This is a genomic window from Methylosinus sp. LW3 (assembly GCF_000527115.1).
Classification (GTDB): Bacteria; Pseudomonadota; Alphaproteobacteria; order Rhizobiales; family Beijerinckiaceae; genus Methylosinus.
Window position 1 is genome coordinate 41,908 of sequence record NZ_AZUO01000005.1, and the last position, 22,146, is coordinate 64,053.

A 22,146-nucleotide genomic window follows, 5' to 3' on the forward strand; every position below is an offset into this window, starting at 1 on the left:
GCACGGGCGTTTGAGACCGCGCGCGGATCGCATCTCCTCCTGTTGATGCCCCCCAGCGGCGCCGCCCCATTCGTGGGTGACGCAGCTCAGAAGTGAACCCTTTTGAAGGGACCCTACTCAAATCGGGAGACTCGACGCTGACCGTCAGTATTTCGCGACGACGGCTGGCGTTGGCGCGGTGTCGAATTTGTATGTCCAGCCGGCCGTGACTTCGAACTCGCTCAAATGAATGGTGATGATGCGGAACGGATTGGGACCTGCGGGCGTGACCTCGATGCCGGAGACGGCGTGCCGGGGTGAGACGATCGCCGCGAGATCGATTGTCGAACTCGGCGTCACGCGATAGCTGAGGCCGCCGCTGATATGGTCGGTCACGACGCCCGGCGCGAGAATATTGATCGTCACATCGCGCGCTTGAATGGGGTTGTTATTATGCGAATAGCCGATGCGGAAGGTCCAGTTGGGGGTCGCCCGCCATTCGGCGCCGAATTTGATCGCGTCGACGTCGCGCCAACCAAAGCCCGGTCCATTCGGCAAGCCGAACAGATAGGGCTGCTGCGAGGAATTGCCGACCGAGGCGACCTGAGAATAGAAGATATGCCGCCAGTCGGCGAGCAGCGTGAAGGTTGGCAGCACGTCAAAGGCGACGCCCGCGGTGATGGTGGCGGGGATGTCGAAGCCGCCGCGTTCCGCGAACAAGCCCATGCAGATCGACTGGACGCATTGGCGCATATCGCCGACGTCAGCACCGATCGCCAGACGGCCTTCGGCGGAGGCTTATTCACCTCCTGTCGTTTTGCGGCTTCGATGTGTGGGTCTCGCCGCCGCCCATCGTTTCCAACAATATGAGAAGGGCGTGCCCGACGGCCGCACCGCGCCCGGACAGTGGAAAAACATAGATTTAGTAGCGGATGGGTTGCTTTGACCCTGCTTATTGTGCAGTCTCCACTAGACTTCATAGCCTTTCATCCTGGACGCCCCCCCCGATGCTCAGCAGACGACCGTCCGCCGTCATGATCGCATGGTTGATGGCGCTGGGGCTCTCCGGCTGCGTGCTCGCCCCATGGGGCACGCCAGAGGAGGCGGCAAAGCTCGATTCGGTTTCGCCACTCTTCGAACCGCCGGCGGAGGTTCGGGAACTGCCGATTTTGCCGGCGCGAGCGACCTGGCGCGACGTTCTGCACCGCGCATTTCTCGCCAATGGCGAGTTAGAGGCGGCCTATTTCGAGTGGAAAGCGGCTTTGGCCCGGATCGACCGGGAAGCGACGTGGCCCAACAGCAATTTCATGTTCGGTTTCCGCTACATGTTCTCGCCTGAACAGATGAAGACCTGGAACCGCATAACGCTGAGCGGCACATTCATGCCGTCGGTGACCTTGCAGTTGCCGATTAAAACGCTGGCTGCCGGACAAGTAGCGTTGCAGGCGGCCAGAGAGGCCAGCGAAAAATTTCGCGCAGTCAAATTCGAGCTCCAGCGGAAGGTCCTCAACGCTTATTTGGACTTGGCGCTGGCCGAAGAAAAAGTTCGTATTGAGCGCGCCAACGTAATGCTCCTCGAACTCTTGACGAAGTCGGCCGCCGCGCGCGCTCAGGCCGGCGCTCCGCTTCAAGACATGCTGAAAGCTCAGGCCAACTGGGAACAAGCAAAGAACAACCTCAGGAATTTGGAAGCCGAAGTCCATGTTGGGGGTAGCAGGCTCAACGGAATGATCGCCCGTGATCCCGGCGCGCCGCTCGCGCTTCCAGGAGCCTTGCCGCCGCCGCGCCCGATAGGCGTCGACGACGCCCGCCTCATCGAGGCGGGGGTCGACAAGAACCCGGAACTCGCCGGGTTGGCGCGGCAAGTGGCTGGACGAAAGGACGCCGTCAATGTGGCGATGCTGGCCTTCCTGCCAGATTTCGTGCCCGCTGGGAGCATTACTGGCAATATTGAAAGAGTTGCGGAAATGTTCGTAATGTTGCCGACGACCGTGCCCGCGATCCTCGCTAATATTCGTGATGCGGAGAGCATGACGCGGTCGTCGGAAGCGATCTTGCGGCAAACCGCGCACGATCGCGCTGCGAGCTTTGTGGCAAACCTCGTCATCATGCGCAACGCCGAACGACAAGTGTTTTTTTATCGTCGGCGGCTCTTTCCGATCGTAGAGCAGTTGCTCAACAGTTCGCGGCAAGCGTATGCGGCGGGGACGGTGAACTTCGCTGAGCTAATCGACAGTCAGCGGACATATATCTCGGTCCGGCTCATGGTCGCCGAAGTCAGGATCGAGCGGGAGAAGAGGCTCGCGGAACTCGAAGCGCTTGCCGGCGTAGACGTAGAGACACTCGGTCAGCCCGAGATTGCCCAAGCGGAGCAGCCTGATGGAGCCTCTCTGCAATAGCGTGGCCGTGGCAAGAATGCAGGGGAATTGCATGTCATCGATGCGAGGCGGAAGTCGGATCGGATTGGCGCTGATCGCGCTGCTGTTTCACGGCGTCTCGCAGGGCGTCGGCGAAGAGCGGACTTCGACGTCGGACAAGACGATGCCGGGAATGAAGATGCCCCAATCGAGCGGCGACGGAAGCGTCCTGCTTCCGTCGGGATATGCGGAGGTCCGCATTGCTCCCGAGGTCCAGCAACGTATCGGGGTCACTCTGGGGGTCGTTCAGCGGACGCCATTGACGATGACGATACGCACCGTCGGCATCGTGCGTCCCGATGAAACCAAGCTCGCGCATATTCACCTGAAGACCGAAGGCTGGGTCGAAAAGCTGTTCATCTCCTTCACGGGGCAAAAAGTGAAAGCCGGCGATCCGATGCTCTCGATTTATAGCCCCGCCTTCTTTGCGGCGCAGCGGGAGTTCTTGGTCGCGCTGCAATACAGCAAGGCCGCGCCCTCGTCGGGGCAGCAAAACGTGGTCGACACCGCTCGCCAACGGTTGGCGTTGTGGGACGTTCCAAAGAGCACGATCGAGGTTTTGGAGAAGACGGGCAAGCCGAGTAAATCACTTATCTTGCGCAGCCCGATTTCGGGGACAATCATAGAAAAGAAGGCGTTCGAAGGCCAATATGTCATGCCTCAAGGCGAACTGTATGTGGTTGCCGACCTTTCGACAGTATGGGTGCAGGGCAAGGTCTTCGCGTATGAATTGCCGCATATTGCGCTCGGGATGCCGGCGACCGTCACATTGCCGTCGTTGGCGGCGCGACCTTTCGCTGGCAAAATCGTGTTCATCGACCCAGTCGTGGACGAGATGACCCGATCGGTGCAGGTTCGCGTGGAAGTGCCCAATTCCGACGGACTGATCAAGCCTGGCATGTTTGCTAATGTCTTGATTACCCACGCCATGGGTAGTGGCTTGACCGTTCCAACATCCGCCGTCATTCGCACCGGCGAGCGCGACATCGTCTTTCGCGCCGTCTCAGCCGATCGCTTCGTGCCGGTGCAGGTCGAGATCAGCCCCTTGCGGTTCGACGACCGATTTCAAATTCTCAAAGGGGTCAAAGCCGGGGACGAAGTGGTCACTTCTGCGAACTTCCTCATCGATTCGGAAAGCCGATTGCGAGCCGGCGGTGGGGGCATGGTCGGCATGCCTGGAATGGGCACGGATGAAAAAGGCGCCGGCGAAAAGCCCTCCGAGAAGCAAAAGGACAAGAAGGGCGCGCCGGCGGACGGCGCCGATCACTCCAAGATGCGGCATTGACGTCGCCTCCCGAATCCACGGCTCAAAGGGGTAGGCCATGATCGCCCGCATCATCGAATTCAGCGCCCGCAACGCTTTCCTCGTCCTCTTGCTGATCGTCGCGATCCTCGGGGGCGGGTTATGGGCTGTCTTCAAAACGCCCCTGGACGCGCTTCCGGACCTTTCGGACGTGCAGGTGATCGTCGCCACCGAATGGGAAGACCGCAGCCCCAATATCATCGAAGACCAAATTACCTATCCCATCGTCACGCAGCTCCTTTCTACCTCCCACGTCAAAGCGGTGCGGGCCAGTAGCTTCTATGGCGAGTCTTTGGTTTATGTTATCTTTGAGGATGGAACCGACCTCTATTGGGCGCGCACCAGGGTGTTGGAATATCTCAGCGGCATGGCCGGCAAGCTGCCGCAAGGCGTCTCACCCAAGCTCGGACCGGACGCGACTGGGGTCGGATGGGCGCTGGAATACGCCCTGATCGATAAGACTGGGAAACACTCGTTGGCCGATCTTCGCACGTTGCAGGATTGGCAGGTCCAATACCAAATTCGTGCCGTTCCAGGTGTCGCCGAAGTGGCCCCCGTGGGAGGCCTCGTGAAGCAGTATCAGGTCACGATCGACCCCGATAAGTTGCTGGCCTACAATATTCCGATCAATAAGGTGGTCGAACAAGTTCGCCGAAGCAACCAAGAGGTCGGTGGGCGTGTATTGGAGTTCACTGGCAAAGAATACATGGTGCGCGGCAGAGGCTATATCCAAAAGCCCGCCGACATCGAGAACGTGGCGGTGGGGGCGCAGTCCGACGGGACGCCCATTCTCGTGCGGGACTTGGGCTTCGTCCAGATCGGCCCGGATATCCGCCGGGGAGTGGCGGACCTCAATGGCATGGGCGATGTTGCCGGCGGCATTGTCGTAGTCCGCTATGGCGTTAGCGTCTACGAGGTCTTGAATCGCGTCAAGGAGGTCATCAAAGACACGGTCCAGCCGTCGCTGCCTGAAGGCGTCGAGTTGGTTGTCACTTATGATCGGTCCGAGCTTATCAAGCACTCGGTGGAGACACTGCGCGAGAAGCTCATCGAGGAGGGCCTCATCGTCAGCCTGGTCTGCCTCGTGTTCTTGTTCCACCTCCGGAGCGCCCTGGTCGCGATCATTACGTTGCCCCTAGCGGTCCTCATGGCGCTGGTGGCGATGCAATGGATCGGGCTTACGAGCAACATAATGAGCTTGGGCGGCATCGCCATCGCCATCGGGGCAATGGTGGACGCAGCCATCGTGATGATCGAGAACGCCCACAAACACATCGAGCGTGAGCAGACAAAGCGTCCCGACGAGCGTCGCCCGCGCCTGGAAGTCGTTATCGAAGCCGGCAGGGAGGTGGGGCCCTCGCTGTTCTTCTCGCTTTTGATCATCACAGTCAGCTTCCTGCCGGTGTTCGCCCTTCAGGACCAGGAAGGCCGGCTCTTCAAGCCGCTTGCCTACACAAAGTCGTTCAGCATGTTCTTTGCGGCGCTTCTGTCGATCTCCGTAACGCCATTTCTCATGGCGCTGCTGATCCGGGGCAGGCTTCCACCCGAAGAATCAAATCCAATCAACCGCTTCTTGATTTGGATCTACCATCCGGTCGCCAAGCTGGCGTTGAAATTCCGTTACGTGATGGTCGTCGTGGCGGCCCTCGCCATTGCCGCCATTGTGCCGATCTACTCCAGTCTGGGCAGCGAATTCATGCCGCCGCTCTGGGAGGAAACGATCCTATACATGCCCGCGACTCTGCCGGGGTCGTCGATCCAGACGATGAAGCAGACCATCCAGGAGCAGGACAAAATCCTGATGGAGTTCCCCGAAGTGAGGAGCGTTTTCGCCAAGGCCGGGCGGGCCAATAGCGCCACCGACCCAGCGCCGCTGGAAATGGTCGAGACGGTCATCGACCTCAAGCCCGAGGACCAGTGGCGCAAGGGCATGACCCCCGAGAAGCTCATCGGCGAAATGAACCAAGCGCTGAAAACGAACATGCCGGGCTTCACCAACGCCTGGACCATGCCGATCAAAGCGCGCATCGACATGCTCTCCACTGGCATTCGGACTCCCATCGGGGTCAAAGTGTTCGGGCCCGACCTCGCGGAAATAGGGCGGATCCTTTCGCAAGTGGAAGACGCTGTAAGCTCAGTCCCGGGCACGCGAAGCGCCTTCGCCGAACGCGTGAGCCAAGGCTACTACCTAGACTTCGACATCAATCGCGAGGCCATTGCCCGCTATGGGCTATCGGTAATGGACGTGCAGGACGTCATTGTGGCGGCGGTGGGCGGCGCCAATCTCACGCAGACGATCGAGGGCCGCCAGCGGTTCCCTGTGAACGTCCGATATGGGCGCGAACTGCGCGATGATCTCAGCAAGTTGCGGCGGGTGTTGGTCGCTACGCCGACGGGGGCTCAAGTGCCGTTGGAGGAGCTGGCCGACCTGCGTTTCGTGGATGGCCCGACCTTGATCAAGAGCGAAGCGGCGCAGCTCGTCGGCTACGTCTATGTGGATGTGGCGGGGCGGGACACTGGCAGCTACATGAATGATGCCCGCAAGGCGGTCGCCGGGATGGTGAAATTGCCTCCGGGCTACAGGCTGGAATGGAGCGGTTCGTTCGAGGGCATGCAGCGGGCAGGGGAGCGGCTGAAATACGTCATTCCCATCACGCTGGTCCTCATCTCGGTGCTGCTCTACTTGAACGCTCGGTCGCTGCCTAAAGTTCTCATCGTGCTGACTGCCGTCCCTTTTTCCCTTGTCGGCGCGTTCCTGCTGTTGTGGCTGTTGGGATATCATCTCAGTGTGGCTGTCTGGGTGGGGATCATCGCCTTGGCTGGCGTGGACGCCGAGACCGGCATGGTGATGCTCCTATATTTGGATGTGGCCTTCGAACGCTGGAAGCGGGAGCGCCGGATGAACAGCATCGGCGAACTGGAGGGCGCCGTCATGGAAGGCGCCGTCCAGCGTGTTCGCCCCAAGATGATGACAGTCCTCGCGATCCTGATGGGCCTGCTGCCGATCATGTGGTCCGGCGGAACGGGGTCCGATGTGATGAAGCGGATCGCCGCCCCGATGGTTGGGGGAGTCGTCACGAGTTTTATTCTTGAGCTGTTAATTTATCCCGCCATATATGTTCTTTGGAAATGGTGGAGCGAAGTGCGGCATTCTCACGCAGAGTTTCAACGAAAAATCGAATCGGATGCAGTTGGTGGACAGCATTGACGCTCATAGGCGCTGCCCACGCCCATGACTCGGGCTCAACTGGGTTATGTAAGTCGGAAGGCGACGATTGGTCGTTCGAACGTGGCAATTTCCATACCTAGCCTATTTCGTCTGTTGAAAGATTTCGAGAGGACCAGTAATTTACAGGCCGTCAAGCTTGCTGGGGTTGGGATATGTCGAGATATCTACGAATGATCGCCGTGGCAGTGGCGGCGACGCTCTTCGCGCCCGCGGTGACGAGCTCAGCGACCGCTCAACAAACGGCCGGGATGTCGACGCAAGACTGGTATCAGCGAATCGACTCGACACGAAAAAGATATGAGCAATACAAGAGAGACCAGAAATATAAGAAATACGGAGTTGACGAACGTCAGTGGATCGCCGCAGAAATTAAAGTGATCGATATCGCCGCAGGGAAGCTGACGATTTTTCACGATCCCATTCCAATAGTAGATTTGCCTGCTGCGACAGTAAGTTTTTTGTTGCGGGATATCGCAGACATCGCCAAATACGAAGTCGGCGATCATGTTCTAATTCGAATCGCCGACGATGGCGGGGTGATCACGATCGTGCAAATTCGAGACGACGTTCGACGACGTTGATCTGGCCCATATGGAACAAGAGGATCGGATATCGCCTGGCTGGTGGAAACCCATCGGTGGTCGGGCGTGAAAGCCGTGGGCAAGGTGGAGCACATCCGCGAAAGCGACGGCAAAACCTCACGCGAAACGGCCTATTACCTGCTCAGCATGCCGCTGTCGCCCGAACGTCTCAACGAGGTCGTCCGTTCGCATTGGGGCGTGGAAAGTCGGCTACACTGGAGGCTCGACGCCGTCATGAACCAGGATCAGTAAGCGCCGTTGCGGCCCCATTGATTTTTCGGGTTCGGGCGGATTTTGGGATGTGAGATTCTTCCGAGGGACAGCCATGTCTCTGGAAGGATCCGAAGATGAACGAGAATGCGACGATCGAAACGGCTTTTGGCGCAGGATTTGTCGGACGTGTGGATTTTCGTCGTTCACGTTCGGGCAATCGGCAGTGGTCGAAGGAGCTGAAGGGCCGGATCGTGCGAGAGAGCCTCGCGCCTGGAACGCGCGTCGCCGATGTCGCCCGCAAATATCGGATATGCGCGCAGCAATTGACGCAATGGCGCCGCCAGGCGCGCACCGGGCGGCTCGCGCTCGTGACCGACGGTCCCGCGGAGTTCGTGGAGATCGAGCTCGAGCAACCCGCCGCTCGCAGCGAAGGTGATACGAAGATCGAGATCGTCATCGGCAAGGTCGTGTTGCGGCTGGAGCAGGACACCGCGTCGACGCGCATCGCCGAGATCATGACGGCGCTGGAGCGTGGCGCGTGATCATTCCGTCGCAAGGGTTGCGGATCGTGCTTGCCGTGCGTCCCGTCGATTTTCGCTGCGGGCATGATGCGCTGGCCGCTCTGGTGCAAAACAAGCTCGGACTCGATCCGCATTCCGGCCTCATCGTCGTGTTCCGCTCGAAGCGAAGGGATCGCTTGAAGATTTTGTTGTGGGACGGAACCGGACTCGTGCTGATCTACAAGCGTCTTGGCGATAACGGTTTTTCTTGGCCGCAGGTCAGCGACGGCGTCCTGCAATTGAGCCGGGTGCAGTTCGAAGCTCTATTCGATCACCCATGTTGATGCCCCTCCTGGTCAGGCTGACAGATTCTGAGATCGAGGCTGCCGATCGTGTGGTATCGGAGATCTCGAACTCCCTTCAGGACGTCCTCGGTGTCGCTGAAAATATACGCGCCGTTGGGCTGTCGATCGACCATCAGCCGCTGTTTTCGGATTTGCACATAGAGCCAGTTCACGGGGATGCTCAGCTTGGCGGCCAGTTCCGGCGCGGACAGAACTTCCCTGCCATGGGTCCATCGCGTGCGTGGGCGTCGCAGCTCGACATTCGCGGCGAGCCGGATCTTCTGCACAGTGACGGAGAGGACCTTGTCCTCGCAGGTTGGCGAGCGATGCCCTTCGTTTGTGAGAACGGCGGCGATCGCGTCATCGTTCAGGCCCTCGCGCGCCAAGACGAGAGCACGCTGGCGCATTTCTTCGCCGCGCGCGAGCTTGGATAGGGAGCTGACCCTCATTTTGACCTCGAGGCGGGTTACGGCCCCGCCGCGCCAGACGATGCGGACGATCGCGATATCGTGTTCGCCGCGGTCGAGGATGACCTTGTCGATGAGACATCGCAACAGCGCCTTTCGGCGGGTGTCGGAAGTGGCCGGGTCGTCCCAAATTTGCGGCAAACGTCCCGCGAGGTTGATGACTTTGCCTTCCAGCGATTTGCCGATCCCGAGCTGCGCGCCGCTCTGAGGCGAAGCTTGCCGGGCGAACGCCTCCTCAGCCACCCGAACTTCGTTCAGCGCCGCTTCCCAGCGGCGTTCGAGTTCGGCGGCGACGAGACGATTGTCCGGGTCCACCCGATTGAACTGCCGCTCGGCCAGTGTGGCCTCGTATCGCTTTCGTTCGAGCTGGCGCTCGGCGCTCGTCCGCAGCGCAGCATCGACCTGTGATCGCGCGCGGCGCGCCTTCGACAAGGCGTCGAGCTCCGCCGGCGCCAGAGCGGTCAGGAATGCGTCGGCGACGGCGGCGTCGATCGGCGTCGCCCGAACATGTTGGCAGGCCGGCATGCCTTCGTTGGAGCGGAGATGATTGCAGGCATATTCGCCGCCGCTCTTGTAGCGGACGTACATCTTGTATCCGCAACGCGCACACCAAGCGATCCCATGCAGCAGGAGATCGCCGTCGCGAGGCGCGCCTCTGGTTTTGATGCGCATGTATTCGGCTCGGTTGTCCTTCAGGGCGGCGTTGATTTTTTCATAGGTTGGCCAATCGATGTAGGCGGGATATCGGTCCTTCACGACGATACGCCATTCATCCACAGGCTGCGACGCCTTCAACTTCGGTGCGCCTTCACGGCCCGCTCGCATCCGCGTCCGTCCATAGACGAAGGCGCCCGCATAAGCGGGGTTCTTCAGAATCGACGTCACGGACGAGACCGTCGCCCGCGCCCAGCAGAAATTGCCGCGCCTGTCGCGACGCGGCAGATCGAGACCTCGCTCGTTGAGCATGCGCATGACCTTGGCGGCGGCGCCCAGCTTCAGAAACAACTCGAACACCAGCCCGAGACGTTCTTGAACCGATATATCGGGATCTTTGACGACGGCGCCCGTCGGATCGCGCATCAAACCGACCGGCAGATTGAGCGCGAGCTCGCCACGCTCGGCCTTTGCGAGCAGGCCGGCAGTGAGCCGACTGCGAATGGTATGAAGCTCGAGTTCCGATATGGTCCCTTTCAGGCCGAGCAGCAGACGACCATTGGCGCTGCCGGGATCATAGACGCCGTCCCGATCGGCGATGAGGCAGCCGCGCAGGCCGCAGATATCCAGGAGCGGATACCAGTCCGAACAATTGCGCGCGAGACGGGTCACGTCGATCGACAGGATCAGCCCAACCTCGCTGAGCCCGACTCGACCCACGAGTTCCTTGAACCCGCTGCGTTTGACGGCGGACGCTCCACTGAGGCCGAGGTCGGCGTCGATCACGTCGATGTCGGCTTCATGCCATCCGAGCTCGCGAGCGCGCTGGCGGAGGGCGTATTGCAGCCTCAAGCTTTCTTGATTGCTCACCACCTGATGAGGCGTCGACTGACGGATATAGACGACGGCCTTGCGCGCCAAGTGGGTCGGCTTGACCAGTTCGGACATCATGGGAGAGCTCCGCCAGAACTGCCGCGACGTCGTCGACGACTTGGCGGCGCAGAGCGTATGGCAACGTCGCCCAAAGATCCTTCGGATCCATGTTCATGGCCTTCGAGACATTCGGCGACTGAAATAAGTTCGCGAAGCGCCTCTATGCTCAGCTTAGTCTGATTCGTCTCTCCTTCATAGGGCTCAGTTACAGCTATAGGGATCAGTAGACTGCCGCCTTTTCGATATTCGACTTCATACGACGGCGACACAACGCTGCCAGGACATCTGGCGCGCCCGACGACGCGGAAGGATCGCCCATAGAGTGGATGGCGCGGATCATGAACCTGTACGACCTCGACCAATGATTCATCAGACTGCTCAGAGGGGATATTCCTGAACCCCTTCGTTCGACGGGCTCAACTGGAAGCGCGTCGGCGAGCGGATCGTGGCGACGCCGACCGCGGCGAACTGATCGCAACTTCGGCTTCATTCGGCGCCTTGCTTGCGATAGATTCGCCGACATGACGCCGAGCTTCGATCCCGCCAGACTCGCAGAGCTGCCTGCCGATCTGCGCGCCGAGCTACGCGCAATGTTCGAAGCGCAGCGCGCCATGCTCGAAGCTGAACGCATCCGCGCCGATCATGAGCTCGCCGCGCGCCTTCACATCGAGAGCGAGCTTGCGGCGTCGAAGGAGACGGTCGAACGTCTGCAATTGCTCGTCAGGGAATATGAACGCGCGCGCTTCGGCAAGCGTTCGGAGAAGCTCGATCCCGATCAGTTGCAGCTCGTTCTGGAAGATATCGAGATCGCGATCGCCGAAGTCCAGGAGCGCGAGGACGATCGCGCGCGCCGCTCGGGGCGCCCGGCGACCAGGGAGCGCGCCGGCCGCGCCGCGCGCGCCTATCCTGCTCATCTGCCGCGCGTCGAGCAGCGGCTATCGCGAGAACGAGCGCTATCAGGATCAAGATCCAAAAAAGGCCCATGCCCCACATGCCTGAGCCGCTCATCATTCCTTCCGGCTCCATCATGACGGAATCTCCATTTGTTGATGCGCGAGATCACTCTATGCGCCGAATGCTTTCGATCACGTAGAGACCCTTTGCGTCACGACTCAGCGTGAACCTCACCTTCGCACCCGGCATAAGGCCAGAGACATCGACGCCGGGCGCAACGCCGAAGGCCATCGTCATTCCCGGCCAATTCAATGCCGCAATTGGCCCGTGCGCGATTTGAAGCTTGCGCTCGCCCGCGACGACTCCTTTGATAACGCCTTCTCCTTCTGCTTTTTCTGCCGCTTGGGCCACGATAAGCGCGCGGCTAGCGTCCCCTGCGTAGGCGACTGTCACTGAAACTATAGCGGCGATCGCAAGAACACCGAAGATTGTAGCGGCATGTTTGTTAGAGCTGAGCATCTCGTTTCTCCTTGACAAGCCTAAGCACACGGTTCCCTTCACGGATAATGAGCGAACACTTCTGTCGACCCGTCCCGTTTCATGAGTTGCACGTCTCAATATCGTTCGCGTCGATCATCGTGATCTTCATCGAAGCCGCATCGAGGCGTTTCGCCCACAAATGACAGCATCCGCAAGACGGCCGACGCCATATGGATATCTCTTGCGCGAACGCAGCCGGAGGCGTCGTCAAGGCAAAAGCGACGATGAAGGAGAAGCCTAGTTTCGCTTTCAGCATGTTATTCTCCGTGGCGGACCCAGCTTTATCGCCGTCCTGAGCGTCGATCCGTCATCAAAGACTGCGCTGGCGCGGGTTGGGAAACGTTGCCAGTGCCAATAATGGAAGAAAACCGCGGCGAAGGCGTGGACCAGAAGCATAGACCCCTTGGTAGCGAAAGAAAGATTGAGGTAGGGCATTGCCCTTCTCCTTCCTGGCTATCATTGGTCGGTTGAGACATGAAGCGCCCTGAGGGGGGCGGGTCGCCCACCAGGCGCAAGCGAAAAACCTTTAATGAGCGCATAGATCGCCGGGATGACGACGAGAGTCAGAATGGTCGATGACGTCATACCGCCGATCATCGGCACGGCGATGCGCTGCATGACCTCGGAGCCGGCGCCGGTGCTCCAGAGGATCGGCAGCAGACCGGCCATGATGGCGACGACGGTCATCATCTTCGGCCGCACGCGCTCCACCGCGCCGAGCATGATCGCTTCATGCAGATCGGCCCTGGTGAAGGGCGCGCCCTCGGCGTCGCGTTCCGCTTTGACCTCCTGCATCGCTTGGTCGAGATAGATCAGCATCACGACGCCGGTTTCGGCGGCGACGCCGGCGAGCGCAATGAAGCCGACCGCGACGGCGACCGAAATATTGAAGCCGAGCGCCCACATCAGCCAGACGCCGCCGACGAGCGCAAACGGGAGCGACGCCATGACGATCAGCGTCTCGGTCATGCGCTGGAAGTTGATATACAGGAGGAGGAAAATGATCATCAGCGTGAGCGGCACGACAATCTTCATGCGCGCCGCGGCCCGCTCCATATATTCGAACTGTCCGCTCCAGGTCACATAGGCGCCAGGAGGAAATTTGACCGTGTCGGCGACGACCTTGCGCGCTTCGGCGATATAGCCGCCAAGATCGCGATCGCGAATATCGACGAAAATATAGCCGGCGAGCTGGCCGTTTTCGGTGTGAACGGTCGTCGGGCCGCGAACAAGGTCGATTTTCGCAACCTCCGCCAGCGGCACGCTCCCCCCGCTCGGCAGAGGAACAAGCACCGCAGTCGCAATCATGCGCGGGTCGGAGCGCAAATTGCGCGGGTAGCGGATCGTGACTCCATAACGCTCACGCCCCTCCACCGTCGTCGTCACCGTGTCGCCGCCAAGCGCCGTGGCGATCACTTCCTGCACGTCGCCGATCATCAGGCCGTAGCGCGCGAGCGCGGCGCGGTCGGGCGCGATTTCGAGATAATAGCCGCCGACATGGCGTTCCGCATAAGCGCTCGACGTGCCCGGAATGGCCTTCAGCTTTGTTTCGATCTCGCGCGCCAACGTATCGATCTGCATCAGATTGCGCGCGAACACCTTCACGCCAATAGGCGTTCTGATGCCGGTCGCCAGCATGTCGAGCCGCGCCTTGATCGGCATCGTCCAGGCGTTGGACACGCCGGGAAATTCGAGCGCCGAATTCATCTCGGAGATCAGCTTTTCGAGCGTCATTCCGGCCCGCCACTGATCCTTTGGCTTTAGTTGAATGACGGTCTCGGACATTTCGAGCGGCGCGGGATCGGTCGCGCTCAGCGCGCGCCCGGCCTTGCCATAGGCGGATTCGACTTCGGGGAAGGATTTGATGATGCGGTCCTGCATTTGAAGCAGCTCCGCCGCCTTTGTGACCGACAGTCCCGGCAGGGTTGTCGGCATATAGAGAAGGGCGCCTTCGTTGAGCGCCGGCATGAATTCGCTGCCAAGCTGGCGCGCGGGAATGATTGTCACTGCGAGCGCTCCCAAAGCCATAAGAATGGTGAGAACCTTTGCGCGCAGGACGAGATCGATGATCGGACGATAGAGGAAGATCAGCGCCCGGTTGATCGGATTCTTCGCTTCTGGAACAACTTTGCCGCGCACGAAAACGACCATCAGCGCCGGGACGAGCGTCACGGACAAGAGCGCCGCCGCCGCCATCGAAAACGTCTTGGTGAAGGCGAGCGGGCTGAACAGACGCCCCTCCTGCGCCTCGAGTGTAAAGATCGGCAGGAACGACACGGTGATGATCAGCAGGCTGAAAAACAGCGCCGGCCCGACTTCTGTCGCGGCGTCGATCAATATGTCGACGCGCGGCTTGCCCTCGGGCGCGCGCTCGAGATGCTTATGCGCGTTTTCGATCATGACGATCGCTGCGTCGACCATGGCGCCGATGGCGATCGCGATGCCGCCGAGGCTCATAATATTGGAGCCGAGCCCCAGCGCCTTCATCGCGGCAAAAGCCATCAGCACGCCGATCGGCAGCATGATGATGGCGACGAGCGCGCTGCGCAAATGCAGCAGGAACACGATGCAGACGAGCGCGACGATGGCGCTCTCCTCGATAAGCGTGCCCTTCAGCGTCTCAATCGCCGCGTGAATGAGCTGCGAACGGTCGTATACCGACACGATCTCGACGCCTTTCGGCAGACCGGTCGCCATTTGCGCCAACGCCGATTTGACATTGTCGATCACGGTGAGGGCGTTGGCGCCGAAGCGTTGCAGCACAATGCCGCCGGCGACCTCGCCGTCGCCATTGAGTTCGGCGATGCCGCGCCGCTCGTCCGGCCCGAGTTCGACGCGCGCCACGTCTTTCAGCAGCAGCGGCGTTCCGCCTTCGGCGCGTAGGACAATGTTTTCGAGATCGGCCTCGCCGCGAAGATAGCCGCGTCCGCGCACGATGAACTCGAATTCAGAGAGCTCCACCGTCCGCCCGCCGACGTCGGCGTTGCTCGCGCGAATCGCTTCGCGCAGTCTCGATAAGGGAATATTCAGCGCGCGCAGCCGATTAGGATCGACGACGACATTATATTGCTTGACGAAGCCGCCGATGCTCGCGACCTCGGCGACGCCCTCGGCCTTTGCGAGGCCGTAGCGGATGGTCCAGTCCTGGATCGACCGCAATTCCGCGAGCGTCATGTCCTTCGCGATCAGTGCATATTGATAGACCCAGCCAACGCCCGTGGCGTCCGGGCCCAGCACCGGCGTCACCCCTTGCGGCAGCTTCTTGCTCGCCGTGCTCAAATATTCGAGCACGCGCGAGCGCGCCCAATAAATGTCGACGCCGTCTTCGAAAATCACATAGACGAAGGAGACGCCGAAGAAGGAAAAGCCGCGCACCACTTTCGACCGCGGCACAGTGAGCATTGAGCTGGTCAGCGGATAGGTGACCTGATCTTCGACGACCTGCGGCGCCTGTCCGGGATATTCCGTGTAGACGATCGCTTGAACGTCGGAGAGATCGGGAATGGCGTCGAGCGGCAGCGACCGCAGCGCATAAACGCCTGCGGCGATCAAAAAGGCGGCTCCGACGAAGATGAAAACCAGATTTCGCGCGGACCAGGCGATGAGGCGTGCGATCATTTTCCGTCCTCCGGCTGATCGAGCGTGCGTAACGCCGCCTTCAGATTGCTCTCGGCGTCGATGAGGAACAGCGCGGAGGTGACGACACGATCTCCCTCGCTGACGCCCTTCCTGATTTCGACGAAACCGTCTCCGCGGCGCCCAAGCGCGACCTCGCGCGGCTGAAAGCGCCCCTCTCCCTTGTCAAGGATCACCACTTGTTTCGCGCCCGTGTCGATGACGGCGCTTTCCGGGACGCTTAGGCCTTTTTCGCCCACCGCGGCGGCGATTTCGACATCGGCGTACATGTCGCCGCGCAGCAGGCCGTCGGGGTTCGCCAATTCGATACGCACGCGCGCGGTGCGCGTCTCCATGTTGAGATGCGGATAGATCAACGCGACGCGTCCGCTGAACGCGCGGTCCGGAAAGGCGCGCGGCCGCACGCTGGCGGTTTGACCCGGCGCAACCAGCCCGATGTCGCGCTCGGAAACGTCGGCGAGAACCCAGACGGTGGAGTGATCGACAATGCGAAACAAGGCGTCGCCGGGCGCTGCGCGCATGCCGTTGAAGGCGGCGCGCTCCATGATGTGGCCGTCCTGCGGCGCAGGCCAGGCGAGCGTGCGGGGCACGGCGCGCGCACGGGCGATGGCCGCGATCGCGGCGTCGGTCAGGCCAAGATTGGCGAGACGCCGCCTCGCGCCGTTAAGGCGTTCGTCGCCTCTTTCGATATTGCGTCCGGCGTGCAGCACGGCGACATATTCCGCCGCGGCGCTCGAGAGGGCGGGGCCATAGAGATGCAGGAGCGGCTGGCCCTTGCGGACGTAATCGCCTTCGGCGACTTTTTCGACTTTTTCGACGAAGGCTTCGAAGCGCAGCGAGACGACCGACGTCCGGCTCGGATCAAAAGCGACCTTGCCCGCCGCCCGCACGGGAGCGCTTAATGTCCGCCACTCGACCGGCTCGGAGCGTACGCCCGTCTTTTGCAGCTTGCCCGGGCTGACGGTCACCGTCGAGGCGTCCTGAGCTTCGTCCTCATAGACGGCGACATAGTCCATCCCCATCGAATCCTTCTTTGGAACAGGTGAAGTGTCCGGCAATCCCATGGGATGCCGATAAAAGCGAACGCGCCGCTCGCCGCCACCATGAGCCGGCGCCGGCGGCGACTTGTCGTCGAAGCTGACGTCTTCGCCGGCGCGCACGGCGACATAGTCGCGACCGTCGGGGGTTTTCTTCGCCTCGGAGGAGTAGAGCGGCCGTCCGTCAGGATCGCGGTAGTAAAGGATTGGCCCCGCTGACGAAGTAGCGGAGCGCCACGGCTCATTTTGGGTCGACGTCGGACGATCGCTCGATCGAGAGGGCCATGTGAATCGCCCTTCAAGCAATTTCGCGGCGCCGACAGCGAGAAGCGCCGCGGCGAATGAGAGAATGACAGCGCGCCGCGTCATAGGGAGCCCCCCGCCAAACGTTCGAGCTCGGCGTATTTCGCCTGCTCTTCGACCCTGAGTTTCAAGAGTTCGAGTTCGACGGCGCGCAATCGACGCTCCGCTTCGAAGACGGCGGCGAGGTCGCTCGTCCCGGCCTGAAATCCGGCGCGAACCGTTTCGACAGACAGGCGCGCGGGCGGCAGTTGTCGCTGCTCGTAAATGCGGATCGCTTTTCTGATCGCTTCAAGGCCGAACCAGGCTTCGGCGACGGCGCCGTCGAGCTTCACGCGAATGGCGTCGCTGCGCGCCTGCGCCGCGCCGAGCTTCGAACTCGCGGCGCGCTGTTCCGCGTCCTTGGATTCGAATTGCAACGGCACTTTGAATCCAAGCAGGAATTCACCCGCGTTATTGCCGGTCGGCCGTTGCACGAAGCGTGCGCCGAGGGTGACGTCCGGGTAGTAGTTGAGATCGGTGAGTTCCTTTGCGCTCGTGGCCGAACGCACCTCTGCGCCCGTCGCCGCGACCGTCGGATTGGTTTCCAGGGCCACGGCCTGCACACCGGCGAGTGTGAGCTTAGATTTGAGCGGACGGAAGCCTTTCGCAATTGCGAGCGGAGCTTGCGACCTTCGTCCGATCAAGGCGTTCAATCGAGCTGCGGCAGATTTGGTCTCGCCTTGCAGACGCGTCACTTCCGCTTCGGCCGTCGCCGCCTCCATCTCGGCCTTGATCACGTCCTGTTGCTCGACCGAAGTCGCCCCATAGCGTAAGCGCAGTAGATTCAAGGCTTCGTCGACTCGCTTCGCTATCGAGAGTGAGAGCTCGACCGCCCTTTGCGCCGCGTAGTACTGCGCGTAAGCCATCTTCACCCGTGCGATCAGATCGGCCTCGACGCCTCGGCTCTGATGTCGTGCCGCCTCGGCGTCAGCCGCAGCGACGCTTCGTTCAAGGTCGCGCTTGCCCCAAAGCTTGAACTCTTGTTCGACGCCAATGCGACGTTGACCAACGCCACGATCGTTTACGTCCCATGCCTCGAGCGCGACAGTCGGATCGGGAAGCGCGCCGGCGGCAGCAACCTTGTGAGCGGCCGAATCCGCGTCCAAGACCGACGCCGCAAGATCGGGATTGAGCTGTCGCGCCAGAGTGACGACGCTTTCGAGCGTCACGCCAGGAGGGCTTCCTTCCGCCGCGAGCAGTGGAGCGGACCACAACCAACATGCGGCGAGGCCGAGTGCGGCGAGCCGCTCAGGAGGGCACTTTGCCGTCATGGCGTCGCGTCGAAAATGAGCCGGTTTTCAACCGTGCCTATTTCGCCTTGAACTTTCGCCGCCAAGGAAAGCCGCCACTTTCCCTCCATCGCAAGGTCGACCTTGAAACGGTAGACGCCCGGTTCGCCATTCGGCGCGGGTTCGATGGCGCCCTTCATGGACTCCATGCCCTCCGGGGCCATGTCGAGCCTCGTCGCGAAGATTACAGCGTCGGGGATTGGTTTGCCGTCGATCTTTTGAATGAGGCGGACGGCGACGATCGCCTTCCCAGCCTTGGCCTCCTTCTCGACGAGACGGAATTCATAATCCTTGATGTCCGCGCGTGCGTTTGGCGTCGCGCCAAAGACGAGCTCAACGCCTGCAAGCGCTGCGAGCGAAAGCGCGCGGCGTCCGTTGAATGCTGCTGAACGCATGAATTTCTCTCTGGCTTCCGTCAGAGCGGGCTCAGCTGACCGCCAGCCTTTGCTGTCCCGATTGACGGGCGCATGCAGACCGTCTGCTGAGCGAGGATCCCCGAGGATCTTGCTCTTTGGCAAGACAACCCCTGTCCCGGCCTTACGGAGTTTTGTGCTCTTGCCGGCTCCCCGGCATTGGCGTGACTAGATACGCGTTCAGCCGCAGAATTCTCCGCGGGTGAGCAACGCGATCAGGCTTCAGCCGATGGGAGGGCGCAGATCTGGCGGCCCGGAGAGGCCGCCAAGACTCGCCTCGTTTCGCGGCGTGGGAGCAGCCACGATCCGTATGATTAAGTTCGGAAGAAAATTGTTCGTCGGGAGTAAAAAGATTTGAGGCGATAGGCAGTCCCCAGGGGGGCAGTCAGGCGCCGCCCCGCTCCCATCTCGCATACAATCGTCCATATTCAGGCCTGCGACCATGCCTTCGCACTTGTGCGGACCTTTGCCCGTCCGAGCAAAACTGTTCCCCGCGGCCAGAAGGGCCACCACGGGTAGGAGCAGGATCAGAACTCGGACCAGACGAAGCATGTTTGCCCCTAGTGGATCGAGTACAACATAGTCGGCACGGCTTACCGTTGCAAGAAAGAAGCCTGAAATGCCGTCGAAGGTCAGGCGCCCTATCAGGCTTCGTGCCCTATGTGGATTGTCCGTCCTTTAGCTCGATGTCATCGGGTTGGCGAGAGATGAAGATCGGCTCTCGGGCGCACGACCGCAACCACCGTCGCCACGTCGAGGCTAACGCCGCAACGCCCAGGAGCATTGCCCGCCGATTCGAGAAGCAAGGGCTGCACGCAGGCGGTTTCATACGATGCTTACCGACATGAAGTCGTGTGTCCGCCAACTACGTTGGCCGCAGCCTTCCGAGACAGCTCGGACCTTGCCATCAAGACCGCATCAGCGGCCTCAACGAAGCCGTCGCCCCCCGGCCCCTCGCTAACCCATGTTGGAGGAGTCGGTATCTGTGGAAGGTCGCGCGTGACCGTGCTGACCCCGACTGTGTGCCGGAAGAAGCCGAACATAGGCGCGTCGTTGACCGAGTCCCCGACATAGAGCACGGCATCGCGCTCCACTTCGATGTCGACGCCGTAGCGTGTCGCTAGGACGCGACGAGTCATGGCGAGCTTGTCGTAGCCGCCGAGCCACCCAAGCACCCACAGGTTATTGTCCGTCACGTCGGCTCCGGCGGCGCGCATTTCCGAAGAGATTGCAGCGCGTGCATCCACGTCTTCTGGCCGGGCGAAGGCGATACTCGTCAGCCGGAAGGGCTGATCCTCGGCGAAAGTGGCGCCCGGAATGGCGGCAAGAACATCTCGCGCGATCTCGGCGAGGCGGCCGGACACGGTGGCCCGATCATCCGCGCCGTGCCAAAAGGTGCGCACGAGGCCGTGGCCTTCAGCCCTCTCGAAGAAGAAGCCGCCGTTCTCGCCGATCACGCCGTCGACCGGCCACATGCGGGCCATCTGATCACACCAGCCGGCGGGCGCCGCGGTAACGGGGATCACTTTCACGCTGGCTCTCTGCAGGCGTTCGAGCGCATCATAGGTGCGTGCGCCGAGACGGCCCCGAAAGGTCAGGGTCTCATCCATGTCGGTCAGCACGAAGCGGATGTTGCGAAACTCCGAGATGTCGGCTTCGGCTAAAGGCCTCAAGGCTTTCTCCCGTCAGGCGTAACGTGGGCGCTTCATATTGGCGCGAAGATCGTTTTCATTGGTGGGACGAATTTCGATTGGACGCGCAGTCACCGGCGGCGCGCGGTCGCGAGTCCCGCCTTCCTATCGAACCCCCTTAGTCGTCCGGCCCTGCGATCCCCGAAGCTATAAGCGATATGGAGGATCAACTTGCGTTGATGCAAAGTTCGTGTAGCTGTCGTCAACCTGATTCGGGAGTGAACTATGGCGCTCAGCAAACGTCAAATTAGCCAGTTAGAGAAGGTCGTCGAGACCGTGCAGGCAATTCTCGCGGCGGAAGAGAAGCAGGGTTCCCGGCCGAGCGAGCAGAAAAAAGCTACCCGCGCTTCTGCCGGCAGGACCAGCATCCGACGGTCTGGAAAGGAACTCGCAGCTTTCCGCAGAACGTTACGCGCGGAACGCAAAAACGGCGTTCCCGTCGCCGAGATCGCCAAGCGACACAAGGTCAGCAAGTCCTATGTCTATCAGCTCTAGCCAAGGACACTCGGAGCCGGTGCCGAAAGGAGCGCCGGTAATCCGAATTTTTCGAAACTCATGAATTCCGAGAAAATGCGTCATGACGCCGGAAACGATCGCCGGTCTGCGTGATGATCTCGTCGACGAGTTGCCTGCCCACGGCCACTTGATCAAGTCGGCCGCTGCCGGAGTCCCTCGATGGTCGACCAGAGCGACAGCCAGCCCAGGGGGCACAATCCACCCATCCTTCGGATGGTGTCGTTAATTTTCCGCGTCATCATCATTGAGCGCGGTTAAATCGGTAAGATCGAGAACATGCACGACATTGATTCGCGCGCAGACACCCCGTTTGATCCCCCTATTATATCGCGAAAGGGGGATGATCCGGTCTGGAAAATGCATAAATTCTGTTGGAAGGACGCGGGCACCTGGATGCCCCAACTTTCGGCTTGGCTGGCTCCGAAATTCAGGAAAGACGGCTTACGACGCTTGAATCCCGGCGGCTTCCGTGACCTCCCGTGGGATGATCCCGAATGGCTCGCCTTGCTTGGTCGTTGTCTTGCCGCCGGCATTGAATATCACGCGGAAACATTGGCGAACGCCCTCGAATTCTCGATTCTCCGAACGTTTCACGGCTGCCGTACCGATGATGCGGGCAGCTATTTCAGGGAGGGGCTTCGCCTCCATGATCGAGACGCGATGAAACAACGACTGATCGCGATCGTCGATCAAAATGACGAACTCGCAGGGATGAGAACTCGTCTGGATATTTCAATTGCCGAGGTCGATATTACACTGGATATTGGCCGTCTCTTCGTCGTCGCGGATGACACCGCGCTTCTGGAGCGTGCCGCTCACTATCTCATATACGGTAGCGAGTGGATCACGGCTGTGCTCGGGCGCGGCCGACATGTTCTGCTGAAGACCGGCGTGCCTACCATGATCGAGGTAGACCTGCCGCTTAGCGTCGCCACACCCGCTACCCGTATCGCGTTTGCGCGCAAGATGCTGAGCGAATGGACAAGACGCACCTGCAATCTGCCTGATTGGCATGCGCCGATTGATTTCTCGTTCTGTCTGCATGAAAATATTCCGCCGGCGTGGGTCGTTGGCCACTCCCATCCAGTGCAATTGCGCGACCCGCTTGAAAGGCGGCAGCTCTATAAATCGCCTCGGACGCGTTGCGCCTATTGCGGGCTCTGACGCA

18 protein-coding genes and 1 pseudogene are annotated in these 22,146 nt (G+C 60.8%); 10 read left to right on the plus strand and 9 right to left on the minus strand.

Annotated elements, in window-relative coordinates; translation table 11 throughout:
- Positions 1 to 144 precede the first annotated feature (144 nt).
- Positions 145 to 732 carry an outer membrane protein transport protein gene (locus METLW3_RS0124095; protein ID WP_084484989.1) on the minus strand — a complete coding sequence of 196 codons (588 nt, stop codon included), beginning with the start codon at positions 730 to 732 and terminating at the stop codon, positions 145 to 147.
- Positions 733 to 1,013: 281 nt separating this feature from the next.
- On the opposite strand from METLW3_RS0124095, the gene METLW3_RS0124100 reads away from it, so the two are divergent.
- The 7 genes and pseudogenes from METLW3_RS0124100 (at position 1,014) to tnpB (ending at position 8,566) form a co-directional block, all read left to right on the plus strand.
- A complete protein-coding gene (locus METLW3_RS0124100) occupies positions 1,014 to 2,378 on the plus strand; it encodes a TolC family protein (RefSeq protein WP_024882272.1) in 1,365 nt (454 codons plus the stop codon).
- 64 nt (positions 2,379 to 2,442) lie between these two features.
- Positions 2,443 to 3,681, plus strand: coding sequence for an efflux RND transporter periplasmic adaptor subunit (locus METLW3_RS0124105; protein WP_245267508.1), 1,239 nt, complete (start codon positions 2,443 to 2,445; stop codon positions 3,679 to 3,681).
- A gap of 37 nt (positions 3,682 to 3,718) precedes the next feature.
- Positions 3,719 to 6,907, plus strand: coding sequence for a CusA/CzcA family heavy metal efflux RND transporter (locus METLW3_RS0124110; protein WP_024882274.1), 3,189 nt, complete (start codon positions 3,719 to 3,721; stop codon positions 6,905 to 6,907).
- Between the two features lie 191 nt (positions 6,908 to 7,098).
- Positions 7,099 to 7,509, plus strand: coding sequence for a copper-binding protein (locus METLW3_RS0124115; RefSeq protein WP_024882275.1), 411 nt, complete (start codon positions 7,099 to 7,101; stop codon positions 7,507 to 7,509).
- A 27-nt stretch (positions 7,510 to 7,536) separates the two neighbouring features.
- A pseudogene (locus METLW3_RS0124120) lies at positions 7,537 to 7,758 on the plus strand (ISAs1 family transposase); the annotation flags it as partial.
- 98 nt (positions 7,759 to 7,856) lie between these two features.
- Positions 7,857 to 8,264 carry a transposase gene (locus METLW3_RS0124125; protein ID WP_024882277.1) on the plus strand — a complete coding sequence of 136 codons (408 nt, stop codon included), beginning with the start codon at positions 7,857 to 7,859 and terminating at the stop codon, positions 8,262 to 8,264.
- Entirely contained in the window at positions 8,261 to 8,566 is a 306-nt protein-coding gene (gene tnpB / locus METLW3_RS0124130; RefSeq protein WP_024882278.1) for an IS66 family insertion sequence element accessory protein TnpB, read from the plus strand. Before METLW3_RS0124125 ends, tnpB begins: the two co-directional genes overlap by 4 nt.
- On the opposite strand, the gene METLW3_RS0124135 is transcribed toward tnpB, so the two are convergent.
- Positions 8,554 to 10,638 carry a recombinase family protein gene (locus METLW3_RS0124135; protein WP_024882264.1) on the minus strand — a complete coding sequence of 695 codons (2,085 nt, stop codon included), beginning with the start codon at positions 10,636 to 10,638 and terminating at the stop codon, positions 8,554 to 8,556. The genes tnpB and METLW3_RS0124135 overlap by 13 nt on opposite strands.
- A 503-nt stretch (positions 10,639 to 11,141) precedes the next feature.
- Here METLW3_RS0124135 and METLW3_RS27980 point away from each other — a divergent pair.
- A complete protein-coding gene (locus tag METLW3_RS27980) occupies positions 11,142 to 11,651 on the plus strand; it encodes a transposase (protein ID WP_245267509.1) in 510 nt (169 codons plus the stop codon).
- Positions 11,652 to 11,679: 28 nt separating this feature from the next.
- Here METLW3_RS27980 and METLW3_RS0124145 read toward each other — a convergent pair whose 3' ends face one another.
- From METLW3_RS0124145 to METLW3_RS0124175, 7 genes are all read right to left on the minus strand, one after another.
- Positions 11,680 to 12,033 (minus strand): copper-binding protein, encoded by a 354-nt coding sequence (locus METLW3_RS0124145; protein WP_084485020.1) that lies wholly within the window; start codon positions 12,031 to 12,033, stop codon positions 11,680 to 11,682.
- A 79-nt stretch (positions 12,034 to 12,112) separates the two neighbouring features.
- Entirely contained in the window at positions 12,113 to 12,310 is a 198-nt protein-coding gene (locus tag METLW3_RS0124150; RefSeq protein ID WP_024882281.1) for a hypothetical protein, read from the minus strand.
- A gap of 200 nt (positions 12,311 to 12,510) precedes the next feature.
- Positions 12,511 to 15,672 carry a CusA/CzcA family heavy metal efflux RND transporter gene (locus tag METLW3_RS0124155; protein WP_024882282.1) on the minus strand — a complete coding sequence of 1,054 codons (3,162 nt, stop codon included), beginning with the start codon at positions 15,670 to 15,672 and terminating at the stop codon, positions 12,511 to 12,513.
- On the minus strand, positions 15,669 to 16,706 hold the full coding sequence (locus tag METLW3_RS0124160; protein WP_245267510.1) for an efflux RND transporter periplasmic adaptor subunit: 1,038 nt from the start codon (positions 16,704 to 16,706) through the stop codon (positions 15,669 to 15,671). The genes METLW3_RS0124155 and METLW3_RS0124160 overlap by 4 nt, the downstream gene beginning before the upstream one ends.
- A gap of 386 nt (positions 16,707 to 17,092) precedes the next feature.
- Complete coding sequence (locus METLW3_RS0124165) at positions 17,093 to 18,238, minus strand: TolC family protein (protein WP_245267511.1); 1,146 nt, start codon at positions 18,236 to 18,238, stop codon at positions 17,093 to 17,095.
- Positions 18,239 to 18,336: 98 nt separating this feature from the next.
- Positions 18,337 to 18,753 carry a FixH family protein gene (locus METLW3_RS0124170; protein ID WP_024882285.1) on the minus strand — a complete coding sequence of 139 codons (417 nt, stop codon included), beginning with the start codon at positions 18,751 to 18,753 and terminating at the stop codon, positions 18,337 to 18,339.
- Between the two features lie 854 nt (positions 18,754 to 19,607).
- Positions 19,608 to 20,444: an HAD-IIB family hydrolase gene (locus METLW3_RS0124175; protein WP_024882286.1), complete on the minus strand. Its 837-nt coding sequence runs from the start codon at positions 20,442 to 20,444 to the stop codon at positions 19,608 to 19,610.
- Between the two features lie 243 nt (positions 20,445 to 20,687).
- Here METLW3_RS0124175 and METLW3_RS0124180 point away from each other — a divergent pair, with 243 nt between their 5' ends.
- Together METLW3_RS0124180 and METLW3_RS28645 are read left to right on the plus strand one after the other, a co-directional pair.
- Entirely contained in the window at positions 20,688 to 20,957 is a 270-nt protein-coding gene (locus METLW3_RS0124180) for a hypothetical protein (protein ID WP_024882287.1), read from the plus strand.
- A gap of 297 nt (positions 20,958 to 21,254) precedes the next feature.
- On the plus strand, positions 21,255 to 22,142 hold the full coding sequence (locus tag METLW3_RS28645) for a hypothetical protein (RefSeq protein WP_157516682.1): 888 nt from the start codon (positions 21,255 to 21,257) through the stop codon (positions 22,140 to 22,142).
- Positions 22,143 to 22,146 lie beyond the last annotated feature (4 nt).

Coding starts and splice junctions, on each gene's coding strand:
- METLW3_RS0124095 (WP_084484989.1), bottom strand. CDS start 732: ATGCGCCAATGCGTCCAGTCGATCTGCATGGGCTTGTTCGCGGAACGC.
- METLW3_RS0124110 (WP_024882274.1), top strand. CDS start 3,719: ATGATCGCCCGCATCATCGAATTCAGCGCCCGCAACGCTTTCCTCGTC.
- METLW3_RS0124135 (WP_024882264.1), bottom strand. CDS start 10,638: ATGATGTCCGAACTGGTCAAGCCGACCCACTTGGCGCGCAAGGCCGTC.
- METLW3_RS27980 (WP_245267509.1), top strand. CDS start 11,142: ATGACGCCGAGCTTCGATCCCGCCAGACTCGCAGAGCTGCCTGCCGAT.
- METLW3_RS0124100 (WP_024882272.1), top strand. CDS start 1,014: ATGATCGCATGGTTGATGGCGCTGGGGCTCTCCGGCTGCGTGCTCGCC.
- METLW3_RS28645 (WP_157516682.1), top strand. CDS start 21,255: ATGCACGACATTGATTCGCGCGCAGACACCCCGTTTGATCCCCCTATT.
- METLW3_RS0124115 (WP_024882275.1), top strand. CDS start 7,099: ATGATCGCCGTGGCAGTGGCGGCGACGCTCTTCGCGCCCGCGGTGACG.
- METLW3_RS0124125 (WP_024882277.1), top strand. CDS start 7,857: ATGAACGAGAATGCGACGATCGAAACGGCTTTTGGCGCAGGATTTGTC.
- METLW3_RS0124155 (WP_024882282.1), bottom strand. CDS start 15,672: ATGATCGCACGCCTCATCGCCTGGTCCGCGCGAAATCTGGTTTTCATC.
- METLW3_RS0124180 (WP_024882287.1), top strand. CDS start 20,688: ATGGCGCTCAGCAAACGTCAAATTAGCCAGTTAGAGAAGGTCGTCGAG.
- METLW3_RS0124160 (WP_245267510.1), bottom strand. CDS start 16,706: ATGGACTATGTCGCCGTCTATGAGGACGAAGCTCAGGACGCCTCGACG.
- METLW3_RS0124145 (WP_084485020.1), bottom strand. CDS start 12,033: ATGCTCAGCTCTAACAAACATGCCGCTACAATCTTCGGTGTTCTTGCG.
- METLW3_RS0124170 (WP_024882285.1), bottom strand. CDS start 18,753: ATGCGTTCAGCAGCATTCAACGGACGCCGCGCGCTTTCGCTCGCAGCG.
- METLW3_RS0124150 (WP_024882281.1), bottom strand. CDS start 12,310: ATGCTGAAAGCGAAACTAGGCTTCTCCTTCATCGTCGCTTTTGCCTTG.